The 20,260-nt window shown below is 70.1% G+C and carries 15 protein-coding genes; 2 read left to right on the top strand and 13 right to left on the bottom strand.

From position 1 onward, the window contains the following. Positions 1 to 124: 124 nt before the first annotated feature. The 6 genes from GU5_RS15685 to GU5_RS0112870 all read right to left on the bottom strand — a co-directional run bounded on the left by GU5_RS15685 (position 125) and on the right by GU5_RS0112870 (position 9,702). Complete coding sequence (locus GU5_RS15685) at positions 125 to 2,413, bottom strand: rhamnogalacturonan lyase (RefSeq protein WP_010525989.1); 2,289 nt, start codon at positions 2,411 to 2,413, stop codon at positions 125 to 127. A 225-nt stretch (positions 2,414 to 2,638) separates the two neighbouring features. Then, positions 2,639 to 4,939 carry an SGNH/GDSL hydrolase family protein gene (locus tag GU5_RS16525; protein ID WP_010525988.1) on the bottom strand — a complete coding sequence of 767 codons (2,301 nt, stop codon included), beginning with the start codon at positions 4,937 to 4,939 and terminating at the stop codon, positions 2,639 to 2,641. Between the two features lie 240 nt (positions 4,940 to 5,179). After that, the gene (locus tag GU5_RS0112885; RefSeq protein ID WP_010525987.1) at positions 5,180 to 6,073 is read right to left on the bottom strand and encodes an NAD(P)-dependent oxidoreductase; all 894 of its coding nucleotides are present in this window, start codon (positions 6,071 to 6,073) and stop codon (positions 5,180 to 5,182) included. Between the two features lie 77 nt (positions 6,074 to 6,150). Continuing rightward, a complete protein-coding gene (locus tag GU5_RS0112880; protein WP_010525986.1) occupies positions 6,151 to 7,509 on the bottom strand; it encodes a Gfo/Idh/MocA family protein in 1,359 nt (452 codons plus the stop codon). A 299-nt stretch (positions 7,510 to 7,808) separates the two neighbouring features. After that, a complete protein-coding gene (locus GU5_RS0112875; RefSeq protein ID WP_237704739.1) occupies positions 7,809 to 8,657 on the bottom strand; it encodes a carbohydrate ABC transporter permease in 849 nt (282 codons plus the stop codon). 115 nt (positions 8,658 to 8,772) lie between these two features. Beyond that, the gene (locus tag GU5_RS0112870; RefSeq protein ID WP_010525984.1) at positions 8,773 to 9,702 is read right to left on the bottom strand and encodes a carbohydrate ABC transporter permease; all 930 of its coding nucleotides are present in this window, start codon (positions 9,700 to 9,702) and stop codon (positions 8,773 to 8,775) included. Positions 9,703 to 10,099: 397 nt separating this feature from the next. Between GU5_RS0112870 and GU5_RS0112865 the strand changes: the two genes are divergently transcribed. Then, on the top strand, positions 10,100 to 11,251 hold the full coding sequence (locus GU5_RS0112865) for a mandelate racemase/muconate lactonizing enzyme family protein (RefSeq protein ID WP_010525983.1): 1,152 nt from the start codon (positions 10,100 to 10,102) through the stop codon (positions 11,249 to 11,251). A gap of 82 nt (positions 11,252 to 11,333) precedes the next feature. Beyond that, complete coding sequence (locus tag GU5_RS0112860) at positions 11,334 to 12,524, top strand: glycerate kinase (protein ID WP_050806694.1); 1,191 nt, start codon at positions 11,334 to 11,336, stop codon at positions 12,522 to 12,524. 103 nt (positions 12,525 to 12,627) lie between these two features. Here GU5_RS0112860 and cysN read toward each other — a convergent pair whose 3' ends face one another. The 7 genes from cysN to GU5_RS0112825 all read right to left on the bottom strand — a co-directional run bounded on the left by cysN (position 12,628) and on the right by GU5_RS0112825 (position 20,190). Further along, positions 12,628 to 14,544: a sulfate adenylyltransferase subunit CysN gene (cysN, locus tag GU5_RS0112855; RefSeq protein WP_010525981.1), complete on the bottom strand. Its 1,917-nt coding sequence runs from the start codon at positions 14,542 to 14,544 to the stop codon at positions 12,628 to 12,630. After that, positions 14,545 to 15,480, bottom strand: a complete 936-nt coding sequence (gene cysD, locus GU5_RS0112850) for a sulfate adenylyltransferase subunit CysD (protein ID WP_010525980.1) — start codon at positions 15,478 to 15,480, stop codon at positions 14,545 to 14,547. 10 nt (positions 15,481 to 15,490) lie between these two features. Next, positions 15,491 to 16,339, bottom strand: coding sequence for a 3'(2'),5'-bisphosphate nucleotidase CysQ (gene cysQ / locus GU5_RS0112845; RefSeq protein ID WP_010525979.1), 849 nt, complete (start codon positions 16,337 to 16,339; stop codon positions 15,491 to 15,493). Between the two features lie 106 nt (positions 16,340 to 16,445). Beyond that, the gene (locus GU5_RS0112840) at positions 16,446 to 18,209 is read right to left on the bottom strand and encodes an SLC13 family permease (RefSeq protein ID WP_010525978.1); all 1,764 of its coding nucleotides are present in this window, start codon (positions 18,207 to 18,209) and stop codon (positions 16,446 to 16,448) included. 183 nt (positions 18,210 to 18,392) lie between these two features. Then, entirely contained in the window at positions 18,393 to 18,983 is a 591-nt protein-coding gene (locus GU5_RS17450) for a TetR/AcrR family transcriptional regulator (RefSeq protein WP_083830573.1), read from the bottom strand. A gap of 120 nt (positions 18,984 to 19,103) precedes the next feature. Beyond that, the gene (locus GU5_RS15670) at positions 19,104 to 19,655 is read right to left on the bottom strand and encodes an NADPH-dependent FMN reductase (RefSeq protein WP_010525976.1); all 552 of its coding nucleotides are present in this window, start codon (positions 19,653 to 19,655) and stop codon (positions 19,104 to 19,106) included. Between the two features lie 94 nt (positions 19,656 to 19,749). Next, the gene (locus GU5_RS0112825) at positions 19,750 to 20,190 is read right to left on the bottom strand and encodes a hypothetical protein (protein WP_029514278.1); all 441 of its coding nucleotides are present in this window, start codon (positions 20,188 to 20,190) and stop codon (positions 19,750 to 19,752) included. Between the last annotated feature and the right edge of the window lie 70 nt (positions 20,191 to 20,260).

Here is a 20,260-nt window from a genome sequence, read left to right as displayed (position 1 = left end):
GGCCCCCGCACTCCCCCGCTTCCCGACTCCCGGATGACTCCGCGGGACGGGTGGGAATGAGCGCTCATTCCCACCCGTCCCGCGGAGTCATCGTCGTGCGGGGCGGCGGTCGGTCGTCGGCCGCTCAGTCGTCGACGGGCACTGTCACGGCGACCGTCTCGGAGGCCGTCTCGCCGGCGTCGTTGCTCGCCACCACCTGGACCGCGTGCTCGCCGGGGCCGACGTCGCCGGCCTGGAGCTTCACGTCCTGGTCCTTCGGCGTGCGGTCCTCGACCTGCGCCGTCGCCCGCTGCTCGCCGTCGACGACGAGTGCGAACCGGGTGCCGTTGACCTCGCCCTCGGCGATGGTCGCCTCCACCCGCAGCTTGCCGACCTCGGCATCCTCGACGTCGATCGCGACCGGGCCCGGTGCGGGCTCGCCGGTGCCGGGGACCTCCTCGAACTCCGGAGCCTCGGCGGTGTAGTCCAGGGCGGGAGCCTCAGGCTGCTCCATGCCCTCGCCGAGGAAGTAGGAGGTGTGCGGCGGCTGGTTGTAGGCGGTGTTCTGCCAGGCGACCGACAGCCGGTACTGCGAGTCGGACATCGGCGTGCGCAGTCGATGCTCGGTGGGGATCACCGTGGTGGCGATGCGCAGCGCCGTCGAGTCCTCGGTGCGGGTGACGATCTCCTCGCGCCAGTCGCCCAACAGGTCGGCCTGCACCGCGACGTTGCCCTTGGTGCCGTTGTTGCTCAGCGTCCCCTCGGCCCGATAGAGCTCCTCCTCGGCCTCCTCCTCGTAGTTCCACGTCGAGATGGTCGGCACGCCCGTGCCGGACTCGGCGTCGTAGTCGTGGTCGGTGATCTCGCGCAGCAGATCACCGTCCCACCAGGTGAGGAAGTTCGCCGCGGGGATGGTCTCGGAGATCAGCTCGCCGGAGGCGGACATCAGCTGCCCGGTGCGCGAGTCCCAGGAGGCGTCGCCGCCGACGGCCCAGCCCTCGGCGCCGGGGTGGCGCGGGTCGATGTCGCCCATGGCCGCCCGACCGGTGTCGACCTCGGCCGGGATGTCCCAGAGGATCTCACCGGTGGCGGCGTCGCGCAGCGTCGCGCCGCGTCCTCCGGAGGCGCCGATGTCCTCGTGGGCGGAGAAGACCTCCTGGCCCGGTCGCGAGGGGTCGAAGTCGGAGACATGCTGGGCGTCGCCGTGACCGAGGCCGGTGTTGTACAGCGGCGTGCCGTCGTCGTCGAGGGTCATCGAGCCGTAGACGATCTCGTCCCTGCCGTCGCCGTCGACGTCGTTGACCGAGAGGCTGTGGTTGCCCTGGCCTTCATACTCGTCGCCGGCCTCGTCGCTGTCGAAGACCCAGCGCGAACTCAGCTCCTCGCCGTCGAAGTCCACCGCCCAGACCACGGCGCGGGTGTAGTAGCCGCGGGCGAAGACCGCGCTCGGCGACTGCCCGTCCAGATACGCGGTGCCGGCCAGGAAGCGGTCGACGCGGTTGCCGTAGGTGTCGCCCCAGTTCGCCAGGTCCCCGCGCGGCGGGACGTAGTCGACCGTGTCGACGGCCGCACCGGTCTCGCCGTCGAAGACCGTCAGGTACTCGGGCCCCTCCAAGATGCGGCCCTCGGAGTTGCGATGGTCGGCCTCCGGGTCGCCGATCACCTCGCCGGCGCCGTCGACGGTCCCGTCGGCGGTCTTGGTCATGACCTCGGAGCGGCCGTCGCCGTCATAGTCGAAGACCTGGAACTGCGTGTAGTGCGCGCCGGCGCGGATGTTCTTCCCCAGGTCGATGCGCCAGAGCTGCGTGCCGTCCTGCTCGTAGGCGTCGAGCATGACGCTGCCGGTGTGGCCGCTGTGCGCGTTGTCCTTGGCGTTGGTCGGGTACCACTTGACGATGTACTCATACTCGCCATCACCATCGACGTCGCCGACGGAGGTGTCGTTGGCGGTGTAGCTGTAGTCCACGCCGTCCGGCGTGGTGCCGCCCTGGGGCTTCTGCAGCGGAATGTCCTGCGTCTGGCCGTCCCAGGCGTCGAACCCCTCGGTGGCCCAGCGCTCGACGCCGTCGACGACGGTGCTCACCCGATAGGTCGCCCCGGCGGAGCCGTCGGGGTCCTGCAGGCTGGTCGTCCCGTCGAGCGGCTCCTCGGTGACCCGCTCGCCGTCGCGGTAGACATGGAAGGCCAGGTCCTGCGGGTCGTCGCCGAGCAGCCGCCAGCCGACGTGCACGCCGTCGCCGGAGGTCGCGGCGACCGGTGCCCGGTCGATCCGCTCGGCCTGACGGGCGAGACCGGAGGCCTCCGACGACGCCCCGCCGGCATCGCCGGAACCCTCCGGGGCGGCAGCCGCTCCCCCGGCGGCGCCGAGGAGCAGACTGCCGGCCGCCACGGCCGAGACTCCGGCCTTCAGCGGTGAACTGAAACGATTCACCATTGATCGTTCCTCTCCGAATATCGAGAACAGATACGAGTGAGCCGCCGCTCGACGACCCATGGAGAACGTAAGCTGAATCACATGTAACGATCAATAGTCTGAGCATGCCGTCTGAGCATCGCCGCCCGTGGATGACTCCGCGGCACGTGTGGGAAAGCGCGCATATTCCCACACGTGCCGCGGAGTCATCGCTGGTCGGGGCGTGCCCGCGAAAGGCCTCGAGGCTCAGTCCAGCCGGGTGATCTCCACCCCGTTGAGCCAGCCGTCGGCCTCGACCGTCAGCTGACCGTCCTGGACCTCCACCGGCTGCAGCACGCGGCTGCTCGTGGAGCCGCGGCCGGCGTTCGCCGCACCGAAGTCCTCGCCCTCCACGGCGACGTCGAGCCGGGCGGTGCCGATCATGTCACCCCAGATCACCCGCACGGCGTAGGTCCCGTCGGGGACATCGACGGCGAAGGGCGTCTCCACACTCGGCAGCAGGAAGTCCCGCGCCAGATCCGACGGCGCCGGGTCGAAGTCCGCGCCGCGGTCCCGGCCGTCGGGCTCGCCGGCGAGGAAGCCGTGGCCGCGCTCGGCGGTGTACGCCGTGGTCCCCTCCACCGGCGTGAAGCCGTCCATCGTCGGCCCGCCGGAGAGCTGGAGATCGAAGGAGTGCAGCGGCGCCCGCGTGGCGACGGTCAGCACCTCCGAGGCCTCCGAGGCGTCGCGGGCGTTCACAGCGACCACGCGCAGGTCGTAGGAGGCGTCCTGCTCCAGCCCGGAGACCTCCGCGCGCTGCTCGGTGGAAGTGGTGGCCAGCGACCAGGCGTCCTCGCCGGCAGAGGAGCGTTTCATCTGCACCCGATGGGTGTCGGCGTCGTCGCCGGAGGCCCAGTGCAGCGTCAGCCCGGAGGCCGAGACGCCCTCGGCCCGCAGGTCGCTCGGCGCCGCGGGCACCTCGGCCGGCGGCTCGACGTCGACGACGTGCTCGGCCAGCGGGACGTCCAGCGCCGCGGTGTCCTCGGCGACCAGCCGTGCCATCCGGATCGCACCGTACTCCTGGAAGTGGGTGTCGTCCTGCGTGCCGTCGGGACGGTTCGGATAGATCCCGGCCGGCACCCAGAGGAAGACGGACTTCGCCTCCTCAGGGCCGATCTCGTCCAGGTACGCGCGGCTGGAGGCCGCGAGGTCCACCAGCGGCGTGCCGGTCTCCTCGGCCAGCGCCGTCGCCTGCTCGACGTACTCGGGGAAGGAGACGTTGAACGCGCCGGTGGCGGGATCGAAGTCCCGCCGCGAGACGGGAGTGACCAGGATCGGCGTGGCCCCGCGCTGCCGAGCGCCCTCCACATAGGTGCGCAGATAGTTGCGGTAGTCGGCCGGGGCGGCGTACCGATCGTCGACGCCGTAGGTGTTGTCGTTATGGCCGAACTGCACGTAGAGCGTGTCACCGGGCCGGATCTGGCGCAGCACGGCGTCCAGCCGCCCCTGGCTGATGAAGTTCTTCGACGAGCGCCCGCCGATGGCGTGGTTGTCGACGACGACGCCGTCGTCGAGGAACCGGCCGAGCATCTGTCCCCAGCCGGCCTGGGGCGCATACGCGTCGGCATAGGTCTGCACGGTGGAGTCGCCGGTGATGTAGGCCGTCGGCGTCTCCGCGGCCTCGCGCTCGTGGTGGGCGGTGATCGTCACGGCCGAGATCGTCGCCGCCTCGCCGGAGAACTCCAGGTTCAGCTGGCCGTCGACGAGCGCGACGTCGAAGGAGAGCTCCCGCGTCTCGCCGGCGGCGAGCCGGGCCGGCTCGACCTTCTGCATCTGCTCGGCGGTGACCGCCAGATCCGTGGGCGCCTCCGGATCGCCGGCGGCGACTGTGACGGTGTAGTCGCCGGCGGGGATGTCGGCGACCAGCTCGGTGTCGCCGACGGTGATCAGATCTCCGTGCAGCGGGTCCTGGCCGCGATGGACGGGCGTCACCTCCTCGAGGTCGACGAAGCCGACGCGGTGCTGTGCGGTGTAGGGCGCCCCGGGGCGCAGGGCGACTGCACCCTCGGCGCCGCGGCCGGGTCCGAGGTCCAGGGTCAGGCTGCCGTCCTCCGGGAACGTCGGCTCCGGCACCGAGTCGCCGGCGAGCCGCCCGACGGCGGCCGCCGAGGGTCCCGAGAGCCCCTCGGCGCCGACGGCGCGCGCCCGGTAGTAGTGCACCGCCGTGGTGTCGACGTCGTCGTCGGTCGCGAAGACCTCGCGGGCTCCGGTGCGCGCGACCTCGACGTAGTCGCCGTCGGCGCTGTCGGCCCGCAGCAGCACGTAGCCCTGCGCACCGGAGACCTCGTCCCAGCGGATGTCCAGGCGCCCGGGCTCGGCGTGGGCGACGCGCACCGACTCCGGAGCGGCGAGCGCGCCCGTCGACTGGGATGCGGCCTCCGAGGCCGTGGCGGCCCCGCCTGAGCTCGTCGTGCCGGTCGCTGCTCCCCCGGCGGAGCCCAGCACGAGGCCGGCCGCCGCGAGCGTCGAGGCCCCGGCGATCACGGATGATCTGAAACGATCCACCATCGAACGTTCCCCTCCTGATGTCGTGATCATCGATGGACGGGTCGCCGAACGACGACCCATGGAGAACGTAAGGTGAATCACATGTAACGATCAACTCCCAGCGGCATGCTCTCTTCGCATCGCGCAAGACACGATGACTCCGTGGAACGTGCGGGAATGCGCGCACTTTCCCATACTTTCCACGGAGTCATCGCCCTGGGAGCATCGCCCCGGGCGAGTCATCGCCCCCGCGCCCGACCCTCAGTGCGCGAGCTCGGTGCGCCAGGAGCGCTTGGGCTCCCAGCCGAGCACGCGGCGGGCCTTCTCGATGGAGAACGCCGTCGCGTCTCCGGAGAGACCTCCGGCCAGATGCGCCAGGTCCGGGAAGTGCTCCGGGACCAGCTCGGCCAGCGGTCGGCGCGCCAGCGCATCGGCCGCCCCCACGAAGAACACCGAGCCGTTCTCCACGGCGTCGCTGCGCTCCAGGGCGGCGAGCAGGAAGTCGGTGACGTCGCGGGCGTCGACGTAGTTGAACAGCGCCACCGCGGAGAGCGCCGGGTCGTCCAGCCGCTCGCGGACGGTGTGGCCCTGCTGCGTGGGGGCGCCCTCCCACTCCTCGGGCGCGATCACGTAGCAGGGCCGGAAGCTCATGAACTTCACCGCGTCGGTCTGCTGGGCGAACATCGCCGCGACCTGCTCGGCGACGTGCTTGCTCAGCCCGTAGGCGTGCCACGGCTGCGGAGGCACGTCCTCGTCCAGCGGCAGCCGCGGCGGGACCCAGCCGACCGGCGAGCCGTAGCCCATGATCGACGGGCTCGAGGCGATGATCACGGTCTTCGCCCCGGAGCCGACCGCCGCGGCGGTGACGTTCTGCGCGATCCCCGCATTGGTCTTCAGGATCACGTCCTCCGGCGCGACGAACGGCACGGCGATGGCCGCCAGCGAGATCACCGCCGTCGGGGAGACCTCGGCGAAGAGCTCGGCGGTCGCCTCGGCGTCGAGCAGGTCGACGGCCCGGTGGTCGACGCCGTCGACCGGCTGCTCGGGCAGGTCGCGGTCGATGCTGATGATCTCGTGCTCCGTGGCGGCGAAGCCGGCGACGACGCTGCGTCCCAGTCGTCCGGAGCCTCCGGTGATGATGATGCGTTCAGCCAACAGATGCCTCCTGCAGTGGGCGGATCAGGGGTCATGGACGAGGGACCTGCGCCGAGCGGCCGACGACGGCGCGGCGGTCAGCTCGCGGCGGCCGCCGTCGCCGCGGCACCCAGCCCCAGCTCGACGTCGGCCACCTGCACCGGCGCGCCGGCGGCCAGCGAGGCGTTGCCGCAGACGCCGACGGCGATCGCCTCGATGCCGTCGCCCAGCCCGGCGGGGCGGTGGTACGGATCCTCGCCGGGTCCGGTGAAGATGTCGGCCAGCAGCAGCCGGTCGCCGCCGCCGTGGGCGCCTTCGCCCTGGACGATCTCGATCTCCTCGGCCTCGCCCCAGTGGCGCTGCAGCACCAGCCGCTCGCCCTTGGCGCGGACCGCGGAGGAGCGGCCGTCCTCGGCCACCGAGGGGTCCACCGGCGAGCCGCCGGAGGCCGGCAGCACCGCGGCCCGCTCGACGACCTCCAGCTCCAGCCGCCCCTCGGTGCCGTTGATCGCGACCCGATATCCCTCCCAGGGGCTGTGGGCGTTGAGCGAATAGTTCAGCACCGGGCCGCCGGCGTAGTCGACGATCAGCGCGAGGTTGTCCTCGATGGTGATGCCCCCGCCGAAGACGTCCTGGTCGCGCCGGTAGCCGTCGTGGTGCTCGTTCTCCAGGTAGAGCGCCCGCAGCGTCTCGTCGGTGCGCAGATCCAGGGCGAAGGGATCAGACGCCGAGTCCTCGCGGGTGCCGCGCTCGGCCGGGCTGATCCCGCGGGCGGCGGCGTTCTCCGCGCCGTAGAACTTCAGCCCGCCGGAGGCGTAGACCCTCTGCGGGGAGTCGTCGAGCCACCAGTTGACCAGGTCGAAGTGGTGGGAGGCCTTGTGGATCAGCAGCCCGCCGGAGTTCTCCTTCACCCGGTGCCAGCGACGGAAATAGTCGGCCCCGTGGACGGTGTCCAGCACCCACGTGAAGTCGATCGAGGTCACCGTGCCGATCCGCCCCTCCTGGACGGCGGCCTTCAGCGCGGTGTTCCGCGGCGAGTAGCGATAGTTGAAGGTCACGGTGACGTCCCGGCCGGTCTCATGGACGGTGCGGGCGATCCGCGCGCTGGACTCGGCGTCGATGGTCAGCGGCTTCTCCACCACGACGTCGGCGCCGGCGGTCAGCGATTCGACGATGTAGTCGGCGTGGGTGAAGTCGGGGCTGGTGATGATCACCCGGTCGATGCTCCGCGCCTGCACGACGGCGGTCAGCTCCCCCGGGTCGAAGGTCCCGACCTCGGCGCCGTGCTCGGCGGCGATCCGCCCCCGATGATGCTCGGCGCGGCCGGGGTTGGAGTCGGCGACGGCCACCAGCTCGGCGACGTCGGCGTGGGCGCCGAGGATGGCGTCGACGTACATCGCGCAGCGGCTGCCCGTGCCGACGATGACGTACCGGGTGCGGGTGTTCTGGTTGCTCACGGGTGAGCCAGCTCCTTCGGGATGCGGATGGGGGGGGGGGAAGACCGGGCCCGGCGAGGCCGCGGGCGCCGGGGCGGCCGCGGGATGGGGCGGAATGCAGGGTCCTCCCAGCAGTCTGCTCGTGACGACAGGGAATGAGAAGAGCTCTTCTGATGTGTTCCACGCATCGTGCGGTGGCCCGAGGGCATCCCCGCCGCCCTCACGGCGACGACGGCGCCCCGCCCGCCGGTGCGGGTGCGGGACGCCGTCGTCGTCCGTGCTGCGAGCGGACGGACCGACCGCCGATCACCGGATGCGGATCACTTGATGCCGGTGGTGGCCATGCCCTTGATGAGGAACCGCTGACCGAACAGGAAGATCAGGAACAGCGGCAGGATGGAGACGATCGACATCGCGAACATCGCACCCCAGTTGGACTCGCCGGTCGAGTCCAGGAAGGACTGCAGGGCCAGCGGCACGGTGTACACGTCCGGCGAGGTCAGGAAGATCAGCTGGCTGAAGAAGTCGTTCCACGTCCACATGAACGTGAAGATCGCCGTCGTCGCCAGCGCCGGGACCATCAGCGGCAGGATGACCTGGATGAAGATCCGGATATGGCCGGCGCCGTCGATGCGGGCCGCCTCGTCCAGGTCCTTCGGGATGCCGCGGATGAACTGCACCATCAGGAAGACGAAGAACGCGTCGGTGGCCAGGATCTTCGGCACGATCAGCGGCAGGAAGGTGTTCACCCAGCCGAGGTTCGAGAACAGGATGTACTGCGGGATGATCACCACGTGCACCGGCAGCATGATGGTCAGCAGCATCAGCGCGAACATCGGCTTCTTGAACCGGAAATCCAGCCGGGCGAAGGCGTAGGCCGCCATCGAGCAGGAGATCAGATTCGCCAGGATGGAGCCGAAGACGACCACCGCCGAGTTCCACAGGAAGTGGCTGAACGGGTGGCTCAGCGCGTTCCAGCCCTCGATGTAGTTGCCGAACTCCAGCGAGGTCAGCAGCAGCCCGGACTCGCGGAAGATCAGCTCGTCGGGGCGCAGCGAGGAGACCAGCATCCACAGCAGCGGATAGATCATCCCCAGCGAGGCGACCACCAGCAGCACGTGCTTGATGATCGAGCGGGTGGCGCGGCCGGCGGCCGTCGTCGACTTCATCGGCGAGTGATCCTCGCCGGCGCCGGTGGACTGGGCGAGCGCGGCGGTGTTGGCGCTCATGTCCTCCTCGCGGCGCCGAGCGCCGCCGGAGGGGGCGGAAGTGGTCTGCAGAGAATCAGTCATCGTAGTGCACCCAATACTTGGACAGCCAGAAGTTGATGGCGGTGAGCGAGGCGATGATCAGCACCAGGACCCAGGCCATCGCTGAGGCGTAGCCCATGTCGAAGCCCTTGAAGCCCTGCTGGTACAGATACAGCGTGAAGAACAGCGTGGAGTCCGCCGGACCGCCGGTTCCGTTGGAGACCACGTAGGCCTGCGTGAAGTTCTGGAAGGCGCCGATGAGCTGCAGGACCAGGTTGAAGAAGATGATCGGGGTCAGCAGCGGGATCGTGATGGTGAAGAACTGCTTGAATCGGCTGGCGCCGTCGATGCTGGCGGCCTCGTAGAACATCTCCGGGATCTGCCGCAGCCCGGCCAGGAAGATGACCATCGGCGCGCCGAACGTCCAGACGTGCAGGATGATCAGCGTGCTCAGCGCGGTGTCCGGGCTGGACACCCAGCCCTGGCCCTCGATGCCGAAGCTGCCCAGGATCTGATTGATCAGACCGCCGTGGCCGAAGATCTGGCGCCACAGCACCGCGATGGCCACCGAGGAGCCGAGCATCGACGGCAGGTAGAAGACCGAACGGTAGAAGGCCAGACCGCGCATGCCGCGGTCGAGCAGCATGGCCACCGCCAGCGAGACCGCCAGCTGCAGCGGCACGCCGACGAAGACGTAGGTGAAGGTCACCTCGATCGCCTTGTGCAGCCGATCGTCGCCGATCATCCGGGTGATGTTCTCCATCCCGGCCCACTCGGGCGGCTGCAGCAGGTTGTAGTCGGTGAAGGCCAGGTACAGCGAGGCCAGCATCGGGAACAGCGTGATCCCGAAGAGACCCAGCGTCCAGGGCAGCAGGAACAGGTGGCCGGCCTTGTTCTCCTTATGCCGACGCTTGCCGCCCTTTCCGGTCTTCTTGAGCTGATTGAGTTCGGCGACGACGCTCATGGCGCCACCTCCCCGGCTCCGACGCGCCGAGGCGCCTGCGAGCGGTCCTGGTGGGACAGCATGGCCCCCTCCTCCGTGGTCTCCGGTGGTATTCCCGCGGCTGGCAATCGCTTTCCAGCCGTCACTGCCTCGACGGTAAGCCGGGCCACAGTGTGAGGTCAAGCACACCGAGCGGTGCAGACCCGCCGGTGCGCGGCGATCGGGGCGCTTCGCCGGAAGCCCGGGGCACATCGGCGGCGAAACATCCGCATGATCACGGGGATCGCGGGTTGAATCGTTTTGAGTATCATTCTGTGATGCTGTTCGTGGATCATTCCATTCTTTCGAGAGCGTGGACTGCATCACAGAGCGGCACTAGAGTCGAGGACACCGATCCCGACCGCGAGGAGCCTCACCGATGGACCACGCCGCGGACCACGCCGCGCCCGCCGTGACGCGGGTCGAGCTGCTGCTCGCCGCCATGCCCTTCAGCGCCGGACGCCGCGTGCAGGGCGAAGAGACCGTCGACGAGTACAACGCCTCCTCGCAGTCCTTCACCCGCATGGAGGCACTGATGGTCCGCGTCACCGACGCCTCCGGGGCCGTCGGCTGGGGCGAGGCCTTCGGCCACCGGGTCAATCCCGCCTCCTGGGCGGCGCTGGAGCATCTGGTCGCCCCATTCCTGCTCGGCCGCCCCGCGGACCCGGAGGCGGTCCGCCGAGACTCGGAATACGCGTTCCACGCCTTCGGCCGCACCGGCCCGGTGCACTACGCGATCTCGGCGATCGACACCGCGCTCTGGGACCTGGCGGCACAGCGCGCCGGCGTCCCGCTGCGGCGCCTGCTGGACCCGCGGGCCGGCGACGTCGTCGACTGCTACGCCTCGCTGGTCCACTACGGCGAGGACCCCGCGGAGGTCGCCCACCACGTCTCGCGCGCCCAGCAGGCCGGCTACCGGGCCTTCAAGCTGCACGAGTCCACGCCGGAGGCCGTCGGCGCCGCCCGCGAGCAGGCCGGGACGGAGGCGGCGCTGATGACCGATGTGAACTGCCGCTGGGACGAGGCCGGCGCCGACGCGGCGCTGCGCGCCCTGGCCGTCCACGATCTGCGCTGGCTCGAGGAACCGATCTTCCCGCCCGACGACACCCCGACCATGGCGCGGCTCAACGCCCGGCACGGCCGCGTCTCCGCCGGCGAGAACGCCTCCGGGGTCGCCGGCATGGTCGAGCAGATGCGCGCCGGGGCCGTGGAGGTCGCCCAGCCGAGCGTGGGCAAGATCGGCGGGATCTCGGCGATGCGCGAGGTTCTGGCCGCCGGAGCCGCGCTCGGCGTGGAGATCGCTCCCCACACCTTCTACTGCGGCCCGGCCTTGAACGCCACGGCTCAGCTCATCGCCGGCCTGCTGCCGGACGCTCAGCTGGAGGTCCCCTTCCTGCAGTGGCCGCAGACGTTGCACGCCCTGCACGGCGCCGGCCCGTCGATCACCCTGGATGAGACCCCGGGGCTGGGCTTCGTCCCGGACGAACAGGTCCTGCAGGAGCACCTGCTGGCCTCCGCCGTCATCGAGTGAGCATCGTTCCGGAGGTGCGCCGCGCGTGCCGGTCGCAGCGCCGACCTGCGGCGACGACGCCGGCTCGCATAGAGTGCTGTCCATGACCGAGGTCACAGACTCCACGCGCACCCCGCAGGGCCGCGGACTCCGCATCGCCTGCGTCCCCGACAGCTTCAAAGGCTCGGCGACCGCCGCCGAAGCCGCCGCCGCGCTGGCGCACGGGGCCGAGCAGGTCTTCGCCGGCGCAGAGATCGTCACCCTGCCCTTCGCCGACGGCGGCGAGGGCACGCTGGAGGCGCTGCTGGACGCCTGGGGCCAGCAGGCCGAGGAGGTCGCCGTCGTCGACGCGCTCGGCCGTCCGACCGTCGGACTGGCGGGCCGGTCGGCGGACGGACGCACCGCAGTGCTGGAGGCCGCGCAGGCCAACGGTCTGCCGCAGGTCTCCGACGTCGCCCCGCAGCCGCGGCGCGCCGACACCCGCGGGGTCGGGGTGCTGGCCGCGCATCTGCTCGACTCCGGCGCGGAGGAGATCCTGGTCTGCCTGGGCGGCTCGGCGACCACCGACGGCGGCACCGGCCTGCTCCGCGCACTGGGGGTGCAGTTTCTCGACGCCGACGGCGCGGAGGTCGCCGAGGGCGGGCAGGGCCTGGCCGACATCGCCCGGATCGAGACCGCAGGACTGCATCCGCGGGCGAGGCAGGTGCGCTGGAGGCTGGCCGTCGACGTGGACAATCCGCTGGTCGGCCCGCGCGGCGCGGCGGCGGTCTTCGGCCCGCAGAAGGGCGCGGACGCCGACGACGTCGCCGCGCTGGACGCCGGGCTGGAGCGGCTGGCCGAGGTCCTCGCCGCGACGGTCGGGGCCGACGCCGCCGCGCTGCGCGAGCACCCCGGATTCGGGGCCGCCGGCGGGATCCCGGTCGCCCTGGCGGCGCTGCTCGACGCCGAGGTGGTGCCGGGCTCGCAGATGGTCGCCGAGGCGCTGGACCTGGCCGGCACCCTGACCGGATCCGACGTCGTGCTCACCGGCGAGGGGTCGCTGGACTCGCAGTCGCTGGGCGGCAAGGTGGTCGCCGCCGTGCGCGATCACGCGCCGGAGGGAGCGGCCGTCGTCGTGGTGGCCGGAGCGGTGGGACTCTCCGCCGCCGAGTGCCGCGAGGCGGGACTGACCGCCGCGCTGTCGATCGCGCCGTCGGCGGCGAGCCTGGAGCAGCTGCAGGACCGGGCTCCGGAGCTCATCGAGCAGACCGCGGCTCAGGCGTGCGCGCTGCTGGGGCATCGGCCGCGCGGCTGAGGAGCCAGGTCACCGCCGACTGCACATCGGGCCCCTCCGACGAACGACGGTGACGTCGCCCGTCGGAGAAGGGCCCGACATGCCTTCCTCGTCAGCGAGCTGATCAGGTGAGCTGAGCGATCAGCTGTCCCACCAGAGCCTCCTGGCTCTGCTCGCTGGTGTCGAGGGTGATGTCCGCGTTCCGCGGAGCCTCGTAGGGGGCGCTGATCCCGGTGAAGTTCTCCAGGTGTCCCTCGCGGGCCTGCTTGTAGAGGCCCTTCGGATCACGCCGCTCGCAGACCTCCAACGGGGTGTCGACGAAGATCTCGACGAAGTCGCCGTCGTCGAAGAGCTCGCGGGCGGCGTCGCGGTCCCGGCGGTACGGCGAGACGAAGGCGGTCATCACGATGACGCCGGCCTCGGCGAAGAGCCGGGCGACCTCGGCGACGCGGCGGATGTTCTCCTCGCGGTCGGTCTCGGACATGCCCAGGTCCTTGCTGAGCCCCTGACGCACATTGTCGCCGTCCAGGATCATCGTGTGGTGCCCGCGCCGCTGCAGCTCGGCCTCCAATGCATTGGCCAGCGTGGACTTGCCGGATCCGGAGAGACCGGTGAACCAGATGCAGCGGCCGGAATGGCCGTTGGTCTGTTCGCGCATCTGCCGCGTGACGGCGGTGCGGTGCCAGACCACCTGGGCCTTGGACTCGTGCTGCCGGTACTCGTACGGCGAGTCCTGGGAGACGACCTCACGGATCATGCCGGCGCCGACTGTGACGTTGGTCAGTCGGTCGATGATGATGAAGCTGCCGGTGCCGGGGTTGCCGCGGTACAGGTCCATCGGGACCTCGCCGGTGAGCTCCACCTGGCACCGGGCGATGGCGTTGAGCTCCATCGCGTCGGCGTCCTGGTGGTCCAGCGTGTTGACGTCCACCTGGTATTCGATGGACTCCACGGTCCCGGAGATCTCCTGGGTGGCGAGCTTGAAGTCGTAGAGCTTGCCCGGCTGCATCGTGTGCTCGTGCATCCAGACGATGTCGGCGGCGAAGGTGTTCGAGGAGGCGACGTCGTCCTCGGCCGCCACCATCCAGTCGCCGCGGGAGATGTCGATCTCGTCGGTCAGGGTGACCGTGATGGCGTCGCCGGGGAAGGCGGCCTCGAGGTCGCCGTCCCAGGTGACGATCCGGTCCACCGTCGAGATCTTGCCCGACGGCGCGGTCTTGACCTGCTGACCGGGCTTCAGGATGCCGGAGGTCAGCGTCCCGGAGTAGCCGCGGAAATCGAGGTTCGGCCGGTTGACGTACTGCACCGGCAGTCGCAGGTCCTCGAGGTTCTGGTCCTCGATGATCTCCACGGTCTCCAGATGCTTCAGCAGCGGGGTGCCCTCGAACCACGGGGTGTTCTCGCTCGGATTGACGACGTTGTCGCCCTCCAGCGCGGAGATCGGCACGAAGGTGATGTCCTCGGCGTGCAGGTTGGTGGCGAACTCCCGGTAGTCGGCGACGATCTGGTCGAATCGCTCCCGGGAGAAGTCCACGAGGTCCATCTTGTTCACCGCGACGACCAGGTGGTCGATGCCCAGCAGATCGCAGATGTAGCTGTGGCGGCGGGTCTGGGTCACCACGCCGTGCCGGGCGTCCACCAGGATGACCGCCAGCGAGGCGGTGGAGGCGCCGGTGGCCATGTTCCGGGTGTACTGCTCGTGCCCGGGCGTGTCGGCGATGATGAACTTGCGCTTGTCGGTGGAGAAGTAGCGGTACGCGACATCGATGGTGATGCCCTGCTCCCGCTCCGACTGCAGCCCGTCGACGAGCAGCGCCAGGTCGACCCGGTCGCCCTGGGTGCCCGAGCTCTTCGACGCGGCGGTGACCGCGGCGAGCTGGTCCTCGTAGATCATCTGCGAGTCGTGCAGCAGGCGCCCGATGAGGGTGGACTTGCCGTCGTCGACGCTGCCGCAGGTGATGAACCGCAGGAGATCCTTGTTCTCATGCTCGGCGAGGTAGGCTTCGATGTCCTCGGCGATCAGTGGGGACTGGTGCGACATTTAGAAATAACCCTCTCGCTTCTTCTTCTCCATCGAGCCGGACTGGTCGTGATCGATGGCCCGTCCCGACCGCTCGGAGGTGGTGGTCAGCAGCATCTCCTGGATGATCTCCGGCAGCGTCTGCGCGTGGGACTCCACCGCACCGGTCAGCGGGTAGCAGCCCAGCGTGCGGAAGCGCACCCACTTCTCCTCGGGAACCTCGCCCGGCTCCAGCGGCATGCGCTCGTCGTCGACCATGATGTCGATGCCGTCGCGCTCCACGATCGGCCGCGGCGCCGAGTAGTACAGCGGCACGATCGGGATGTCCTCGAGGTAGATGTACTGCCAGATGTCGAGCTCGGTCCAGTTGCTCAGCGGGAACGCACGGATCGACTCGCCCTTGGTGAGCTTGGCGTTGTAGATGTTCCACAGCTCGGGGCGCTGGCTCTTCGGGTCCCAGCGGTGGTATTTGTCGCGGAAGGAGAAGACCCGCTCCTTGGCCCGCGAGGCCTCCTCGTCGCGGCGCGCGCCGCCGAAGGCGGCGTCGAAGCCGTGCAGCGACAGCGCCTGCTTCAGCGCCTGAGTCTTCATGACGTCGGTGTGCTTGGCGGAGCCGTGGTCGAAGGGGTTGATGCCGGCCCGGCGCCCCTCCTCGTTGGTGTGGGTGATCAGCTCCATCCCCACCTCGGCGGCCATCCGGTCCCGGAACTCGATCATCTCCCGGAACTTCCACGTGGTGTCGATGTGCATCAGCGGGAAGGGCGGCGTGCCGGGGTAGAACGCCTTCCTCGCCAGATGCAGCATCACCGAGGAGTCCTTGCCGATGCTGTAGAGCATCACCGGGTTGGCGAACTCGGCCACCACTTCCCGGATGATGTGGATGGACTCGGCCTCGAGCTGCTTCAGATGCGTCCGGCGCTCGGGCGTGACCGGCGTCTCTGCAGTGGTCGCTGTCATTTTCCCTACCTTAGCTGTTCTCCGGTGCGATGCTCAGTGTGCCGGCGAGCGCGTCCTCCCAGACGCGGCCCCGCGCCGAGGCGGCGACGAAGCTCGGGTTGAGCACCGATTCCTGCTGGTTGCAGCGCAGCGGCTCCAGCGTGTCCGCGCGGAGCACCTCGCCGCCGGCGGCGGTCACCACCGCCTGCGCCGCGGCCGTGTCCCATTCCGAGGTCGGCGCCAGCCGCGGGTAGAGGTCCGCCTCGCCCTCGGCCACCAGGCAGAGCTTCAGCGAGGACCCCATCGAGACCCGTTCATGCTCGGGCAGCCGGGCCACGAAGGCCTCGAACTCCTCCGAGCCGTGCGAGCGCGACCCCACGATCTTCCAGGGACCGTCGCCCGGGCCGGGCAGCGGCCGCACGGCGATCGGAGTCGGCGCGGCATCCTCGCCGCCGTCGAGCCGCACCGAGCCCTGACCGGCCTGGCCGATCCAGGTCTGGGACAGCACCGGGGCATGGACGATGCCGAAGACCGGCTCGCCGTCCTCGACGAGCGCGACGTTGAGGGTGAACTCGCCGTTCTTCCTGATGAACTCCTTGGTCCCGTCCAGCGGGTCGATCAGCCAGTAGCGCGACCAGCCGCGGCGCTCCTCCCACGGGACGTCGCCCGACTCCTCCGAGAGGACCGGGACGTCCGGGGTCACCTCCCCCACGAGCGCGATCAGCGCCCGATGGGCGGCCAGGTCGGCCTGGGTGAGCGGCGAGGCGTCGTCCTTGTACTCGACGTCGACGTCCTCCTCATAGATCTCCAGGACGCGACGTCCGGCCTCGTGCACGCCTGCGATCAGGCGGCGGCGGGTCGCGTCGTCGATGAACGCCATGCGGTCGGATCCTCCAGTGCGGTCGGTCAGGGGCGGTCAGACATCGTCGTGGACGGGCGTGGACGGGTATGGACGAGCGTGGATGGTCGCAGGTGGTCGCGGACGGTCAGAACGTCCAGACCATCGGCACCAGGCCGACGACCACGATACCTGTGAGCAGGCTCATCGGGGCGCCGATCCGGACATAGTCGGTGAACCGGTACCCGCCGGGGCCCAGCACCATGAGGTTCGTCTGGTAGCCCAGCGGCGTCATGAAGCTGGCCGAGGCGGCGAACATGATGGCGATGACGAACGGCATGAAGCTGACGTCCAGCTGCTCGGCCACGGCGACGCCGATGGGGAACATGAGCACGGCCGCCGCGTTGTTGGTGATCATCTCGGTGAAGATGACCGTCAGGGCGTAGACGATGAGCAGCGCCAGCCACGGCGAGCCCGCGTCGGCGAGCAGCAGCCATTCGGCGATCTGCTGGGCGGCGCCGGTCTGCGTCATCGCCGCCCCCAGGGCGAAGGCGGCGGCGATGACGATGAGGACGGTCAGGTCGATCGCGCGCCGGGCCTTGCCGATGGGCACGCAGCGGGTGGCCAGCAGCAGGGCCGCCATGAGTGCGGCCTCGAGGATGGAGACCAGACCCGTGGCGCTGGCGGTGACCATCGCCGCGAGGATGCCCAGCGCCAGCGGGGCCTTCCGGAAGTTCGGCGGCGCCGCGTCGTTCAGCGCGCTGACCAGCAGGAAGTCTTTGCGGTGCCGGTACTGGCCGACGAAGTCGTCGCCGGCCTCCATCAGCAGCGTGTCGCCGACCTGGAAGGAGATGTCGCCGAGCTTGCCCGTGAGCCGCTCGCCGCCGCGGGAGACGGAGAGCACCACGGCCTGATAGCGCGAGCGGAATCGCGACTCGCGGATCGTGCGGCCCAGCGCCGGGAAGTCCGGGCCGACGATGGCCTCGACGATCCTCCGACGGGAATGGCGGATGTCGAGCTTGTGGATGTCGCCCTCCGCCGGGGCCAGCCCCTGGATCCTGCGGAGTTCATGCGCGCAGTCGGGCGCTCCGATGAAGACCAGGGCATCGCCCTCGTACAGGGTCATGTCCGGCGAGACGGCGGCGATCAGCTCGCCGTCGCGATGGACCTCGGTGAGATAGCCGTGATTGAGGTGACGCAGCCCGGCGGCGGTGATCGTCCGGCCCACCAGCGGGCCGCCCGGCTCGACGAGGGCCTCGACGGCGTACTCGCGGGCGGCCTCCAGCTGTTCGAACGCCCCCTGCCGATCCGGCAGCAGCCGGTTCGCGCAGAAGAAGAGGTACGTCGCCCCCACCAGGACCAGCGGCACGCCGACCCAGGCCATGTCGAACATCGCCAGCTGGACGTCCTGCTGGGCATCCAGCATCCCGGCGACCACCAGATTGGTGCTGGTGCCGATGAGCGTGCAGGTGCCGCCGACGATGCCCGCGTAGCTCAGCGGGATCATCAGCTTCGACGGAGCGATCCTCAGGCGGCCCGCCCACTCCTGCACGGCGGGGATGAACATGGCCACCACGGCCGTGTTGTTCATGAAGGCGCTCATCGCCGCCGTCGGCCCGAGGAGCCGCAGCTGGGCGGCGCGCATGCCGGCGGGGTGGCCGAGGATCCTGCGCGCCATCCACTGGATCGCTCCGGACTCTTTGAGGCCGGCGGCGACGATGTACAGCGTCGCGATGGTCAGCACGCCGGTGTTGCTGAACCCTGCCAGCGCGTCCTGCGGCGAGAGGATGCCGGATACCACGAGGAACGTCACCGCGGTCATGAGGACCACGTCCGGGGCCAGTCGGGTGGCAGCCAGCGCGGCGAGGACTCCGACCACCGTCAACAGGGCCAGAACGGCTTCGAGCGACATCGGGCGACGATTCCTTCAGGTCACGGTGAGAACGGCATCACGCTACCAGCACCGGCGGCGAGGACCCCTTGCGGGAGACCGCCGGATGCGCAGGCCGAGGAGCTTCCGCTCCCGCCGTCGCGCCGCACCGCAGGTCGCCGCCGCACGGACCGGCGACGGCCGCCGGGAATCCTCCTCGTCGCGTCAGGGGCGGGCGCCGAGGAACCAGGCGTCGAGCATGCGGCGCATCCGGCCGCCGCAGCGGCGTCGCTCGTCCGGCAGCATCCGGGACAGCGCGAGCGCAAGCATGAAGATGCCGTCGATGAAGTCCTCGACCTCGACGTCGGGATGCAGCACCTTCCCGTCCCGGGCGGCGACGTCGGCGGCGATCGCCTGCAGACGGTCGGCGAGGACCCGAGTGCGCTCGGCCTCCTCCGGCTGCGAGATCAGGTCGATGACGACGGCGGCCTCGACGGCCTCGTCCATCACTTCGTCCATGAAGGTGGTGTAGGGCGTCTCGGAGGCGGAGACGGCGGCGGCCAGCCGCTCGACATTCTGTGAGAAGACGGCGACCGCCAGATCCGTGCGGTCGGAGAAGTGGCGATAGAGGCTCCCCTGTCCGACGCCGGCGCGACGAGCGATGCGCGTCAGCGGCACGCGCGCGCCGTGATCGCGGAATTCGACCCGTGCGGCGTCGATGATCGCCGCACGGTTCCGCGGGCCGGCCGCCGGACCGTGATTGGGTCGAGGAGCTTCTGACCTGGGAGTCGTCAGTTCACGCGTGGGGTGAGGCACAGTCCGAGGCTACCGCACACATCACATGGGACACACCCGTCCGGTTCCGGTGGGCTGATCGTGTCGGAGCGGTCGGCTCAGGACCCGCATGTCACGCACCGTCACGCGCCGCTCGGCGCATCACCCGCGCGCGGCGTGCTGCTCGATCCAGGCGGTCAGCGCCTCCATGTAGTGCCCCGCCCGACGGCGCAGCTGCTCGGCACCGGCGGCCCCCTCGGCGAAGGTCTCCTCGGTGACCTGGACGGTCATCTGCGGCGTGCCCATCAGCGGCACCCCGAGCTGCGGCAGCATTCCGCGCAGCTGCGTCTGCGAGCTCAGCGTGCCGAAGCGGCTCGGCGAGGCACCCGCGATCCCCATCGGCACACCGGAGAGCACCCCCTGCTTCGGCGGACGCGTGAGGATGTCGATCGCGTTCTTCACCGGAGCCGGCACGCCCTTGTTGTGCTCCGGGCTGACCAGCAGCAGCCCGTCGACGGCGGCGACCTGCTCCTTGAACGCGGTCATCTCTGCGGGGAAGTCCTCGTCGAGGTGGCGGTCGTAGAGCGGCAGCGGTCGCAGGTCGATCTCGCTGGTCTCGGCGCGCTCGGGCGCCTCGCCGACCAGCACCTCGGCGAGCTGACGATTGAGCGAGTCCTCGGCGAAGCTGCCGATGAGGTAACCGATGCGGGTCATGGTGCTCCTTCGATCTGCGGGACCGTGCGCGCCCAGACTACCGGCGTCCTCGGGCGGGCCGGAGGACGCGTCGAAGCGCGCCGAGCGGAGGCCGTCAGCCCTGCTGGCCGGGCAGGGTGCCGTAGCTGTTGGCGTATCGCTTCCCCGGCTTGGGGCGGGTGAACTTCAGCCCGGCCCAGACGTCGTCGATGCGCAGGCAGGTGCTCTCGACCATGGAGAGCTCATAGCCGACGGCGATGACGGTCTTCATCGTCAGGTCAGTGTCGAGACGACCGCCCTTGGGCCAGGAGACCCAGAGCATCCCACCCGGACGCAGGTGGTCCCGCCCAGCGCCGAAGCGCGCCCCCATATCCTCCCGGCGCGTCACGAAGAGGTGGACATAGTCGAACTCGCCCCGCAGCTCGGGATCCACGTCGATCTCCGGCAGCTCCATGGCCGCCACTGCCGAGGCGGGGGCTCCCGCGATATAGGCTCGTGCTCCACGAGCGATCCCCATCTTCTGCGCCACAGTCCGGCGCGACGTCGTCGTGGTCATGTGTCTGAGTCTGACCGACCACGCGGACGGATCCGGTCCGCAACCGGAATCGCGGTGCCGTCGGGGCACC

The sequence above is a fragment of the Nesterenkonia sp. F genome (assembly GCF_000220985.1).
Classification (GTDB): Bacteria; Actinomycetota; Actinomycetes; order Actinomycetales; family Micrococcaceae; genus Nesterenkonia.
The sequence above is the reverse complement of the archived record's forward strand: the minus strand, read 5'-3'. Positions and strand labels throughout refer to the sequence as shown.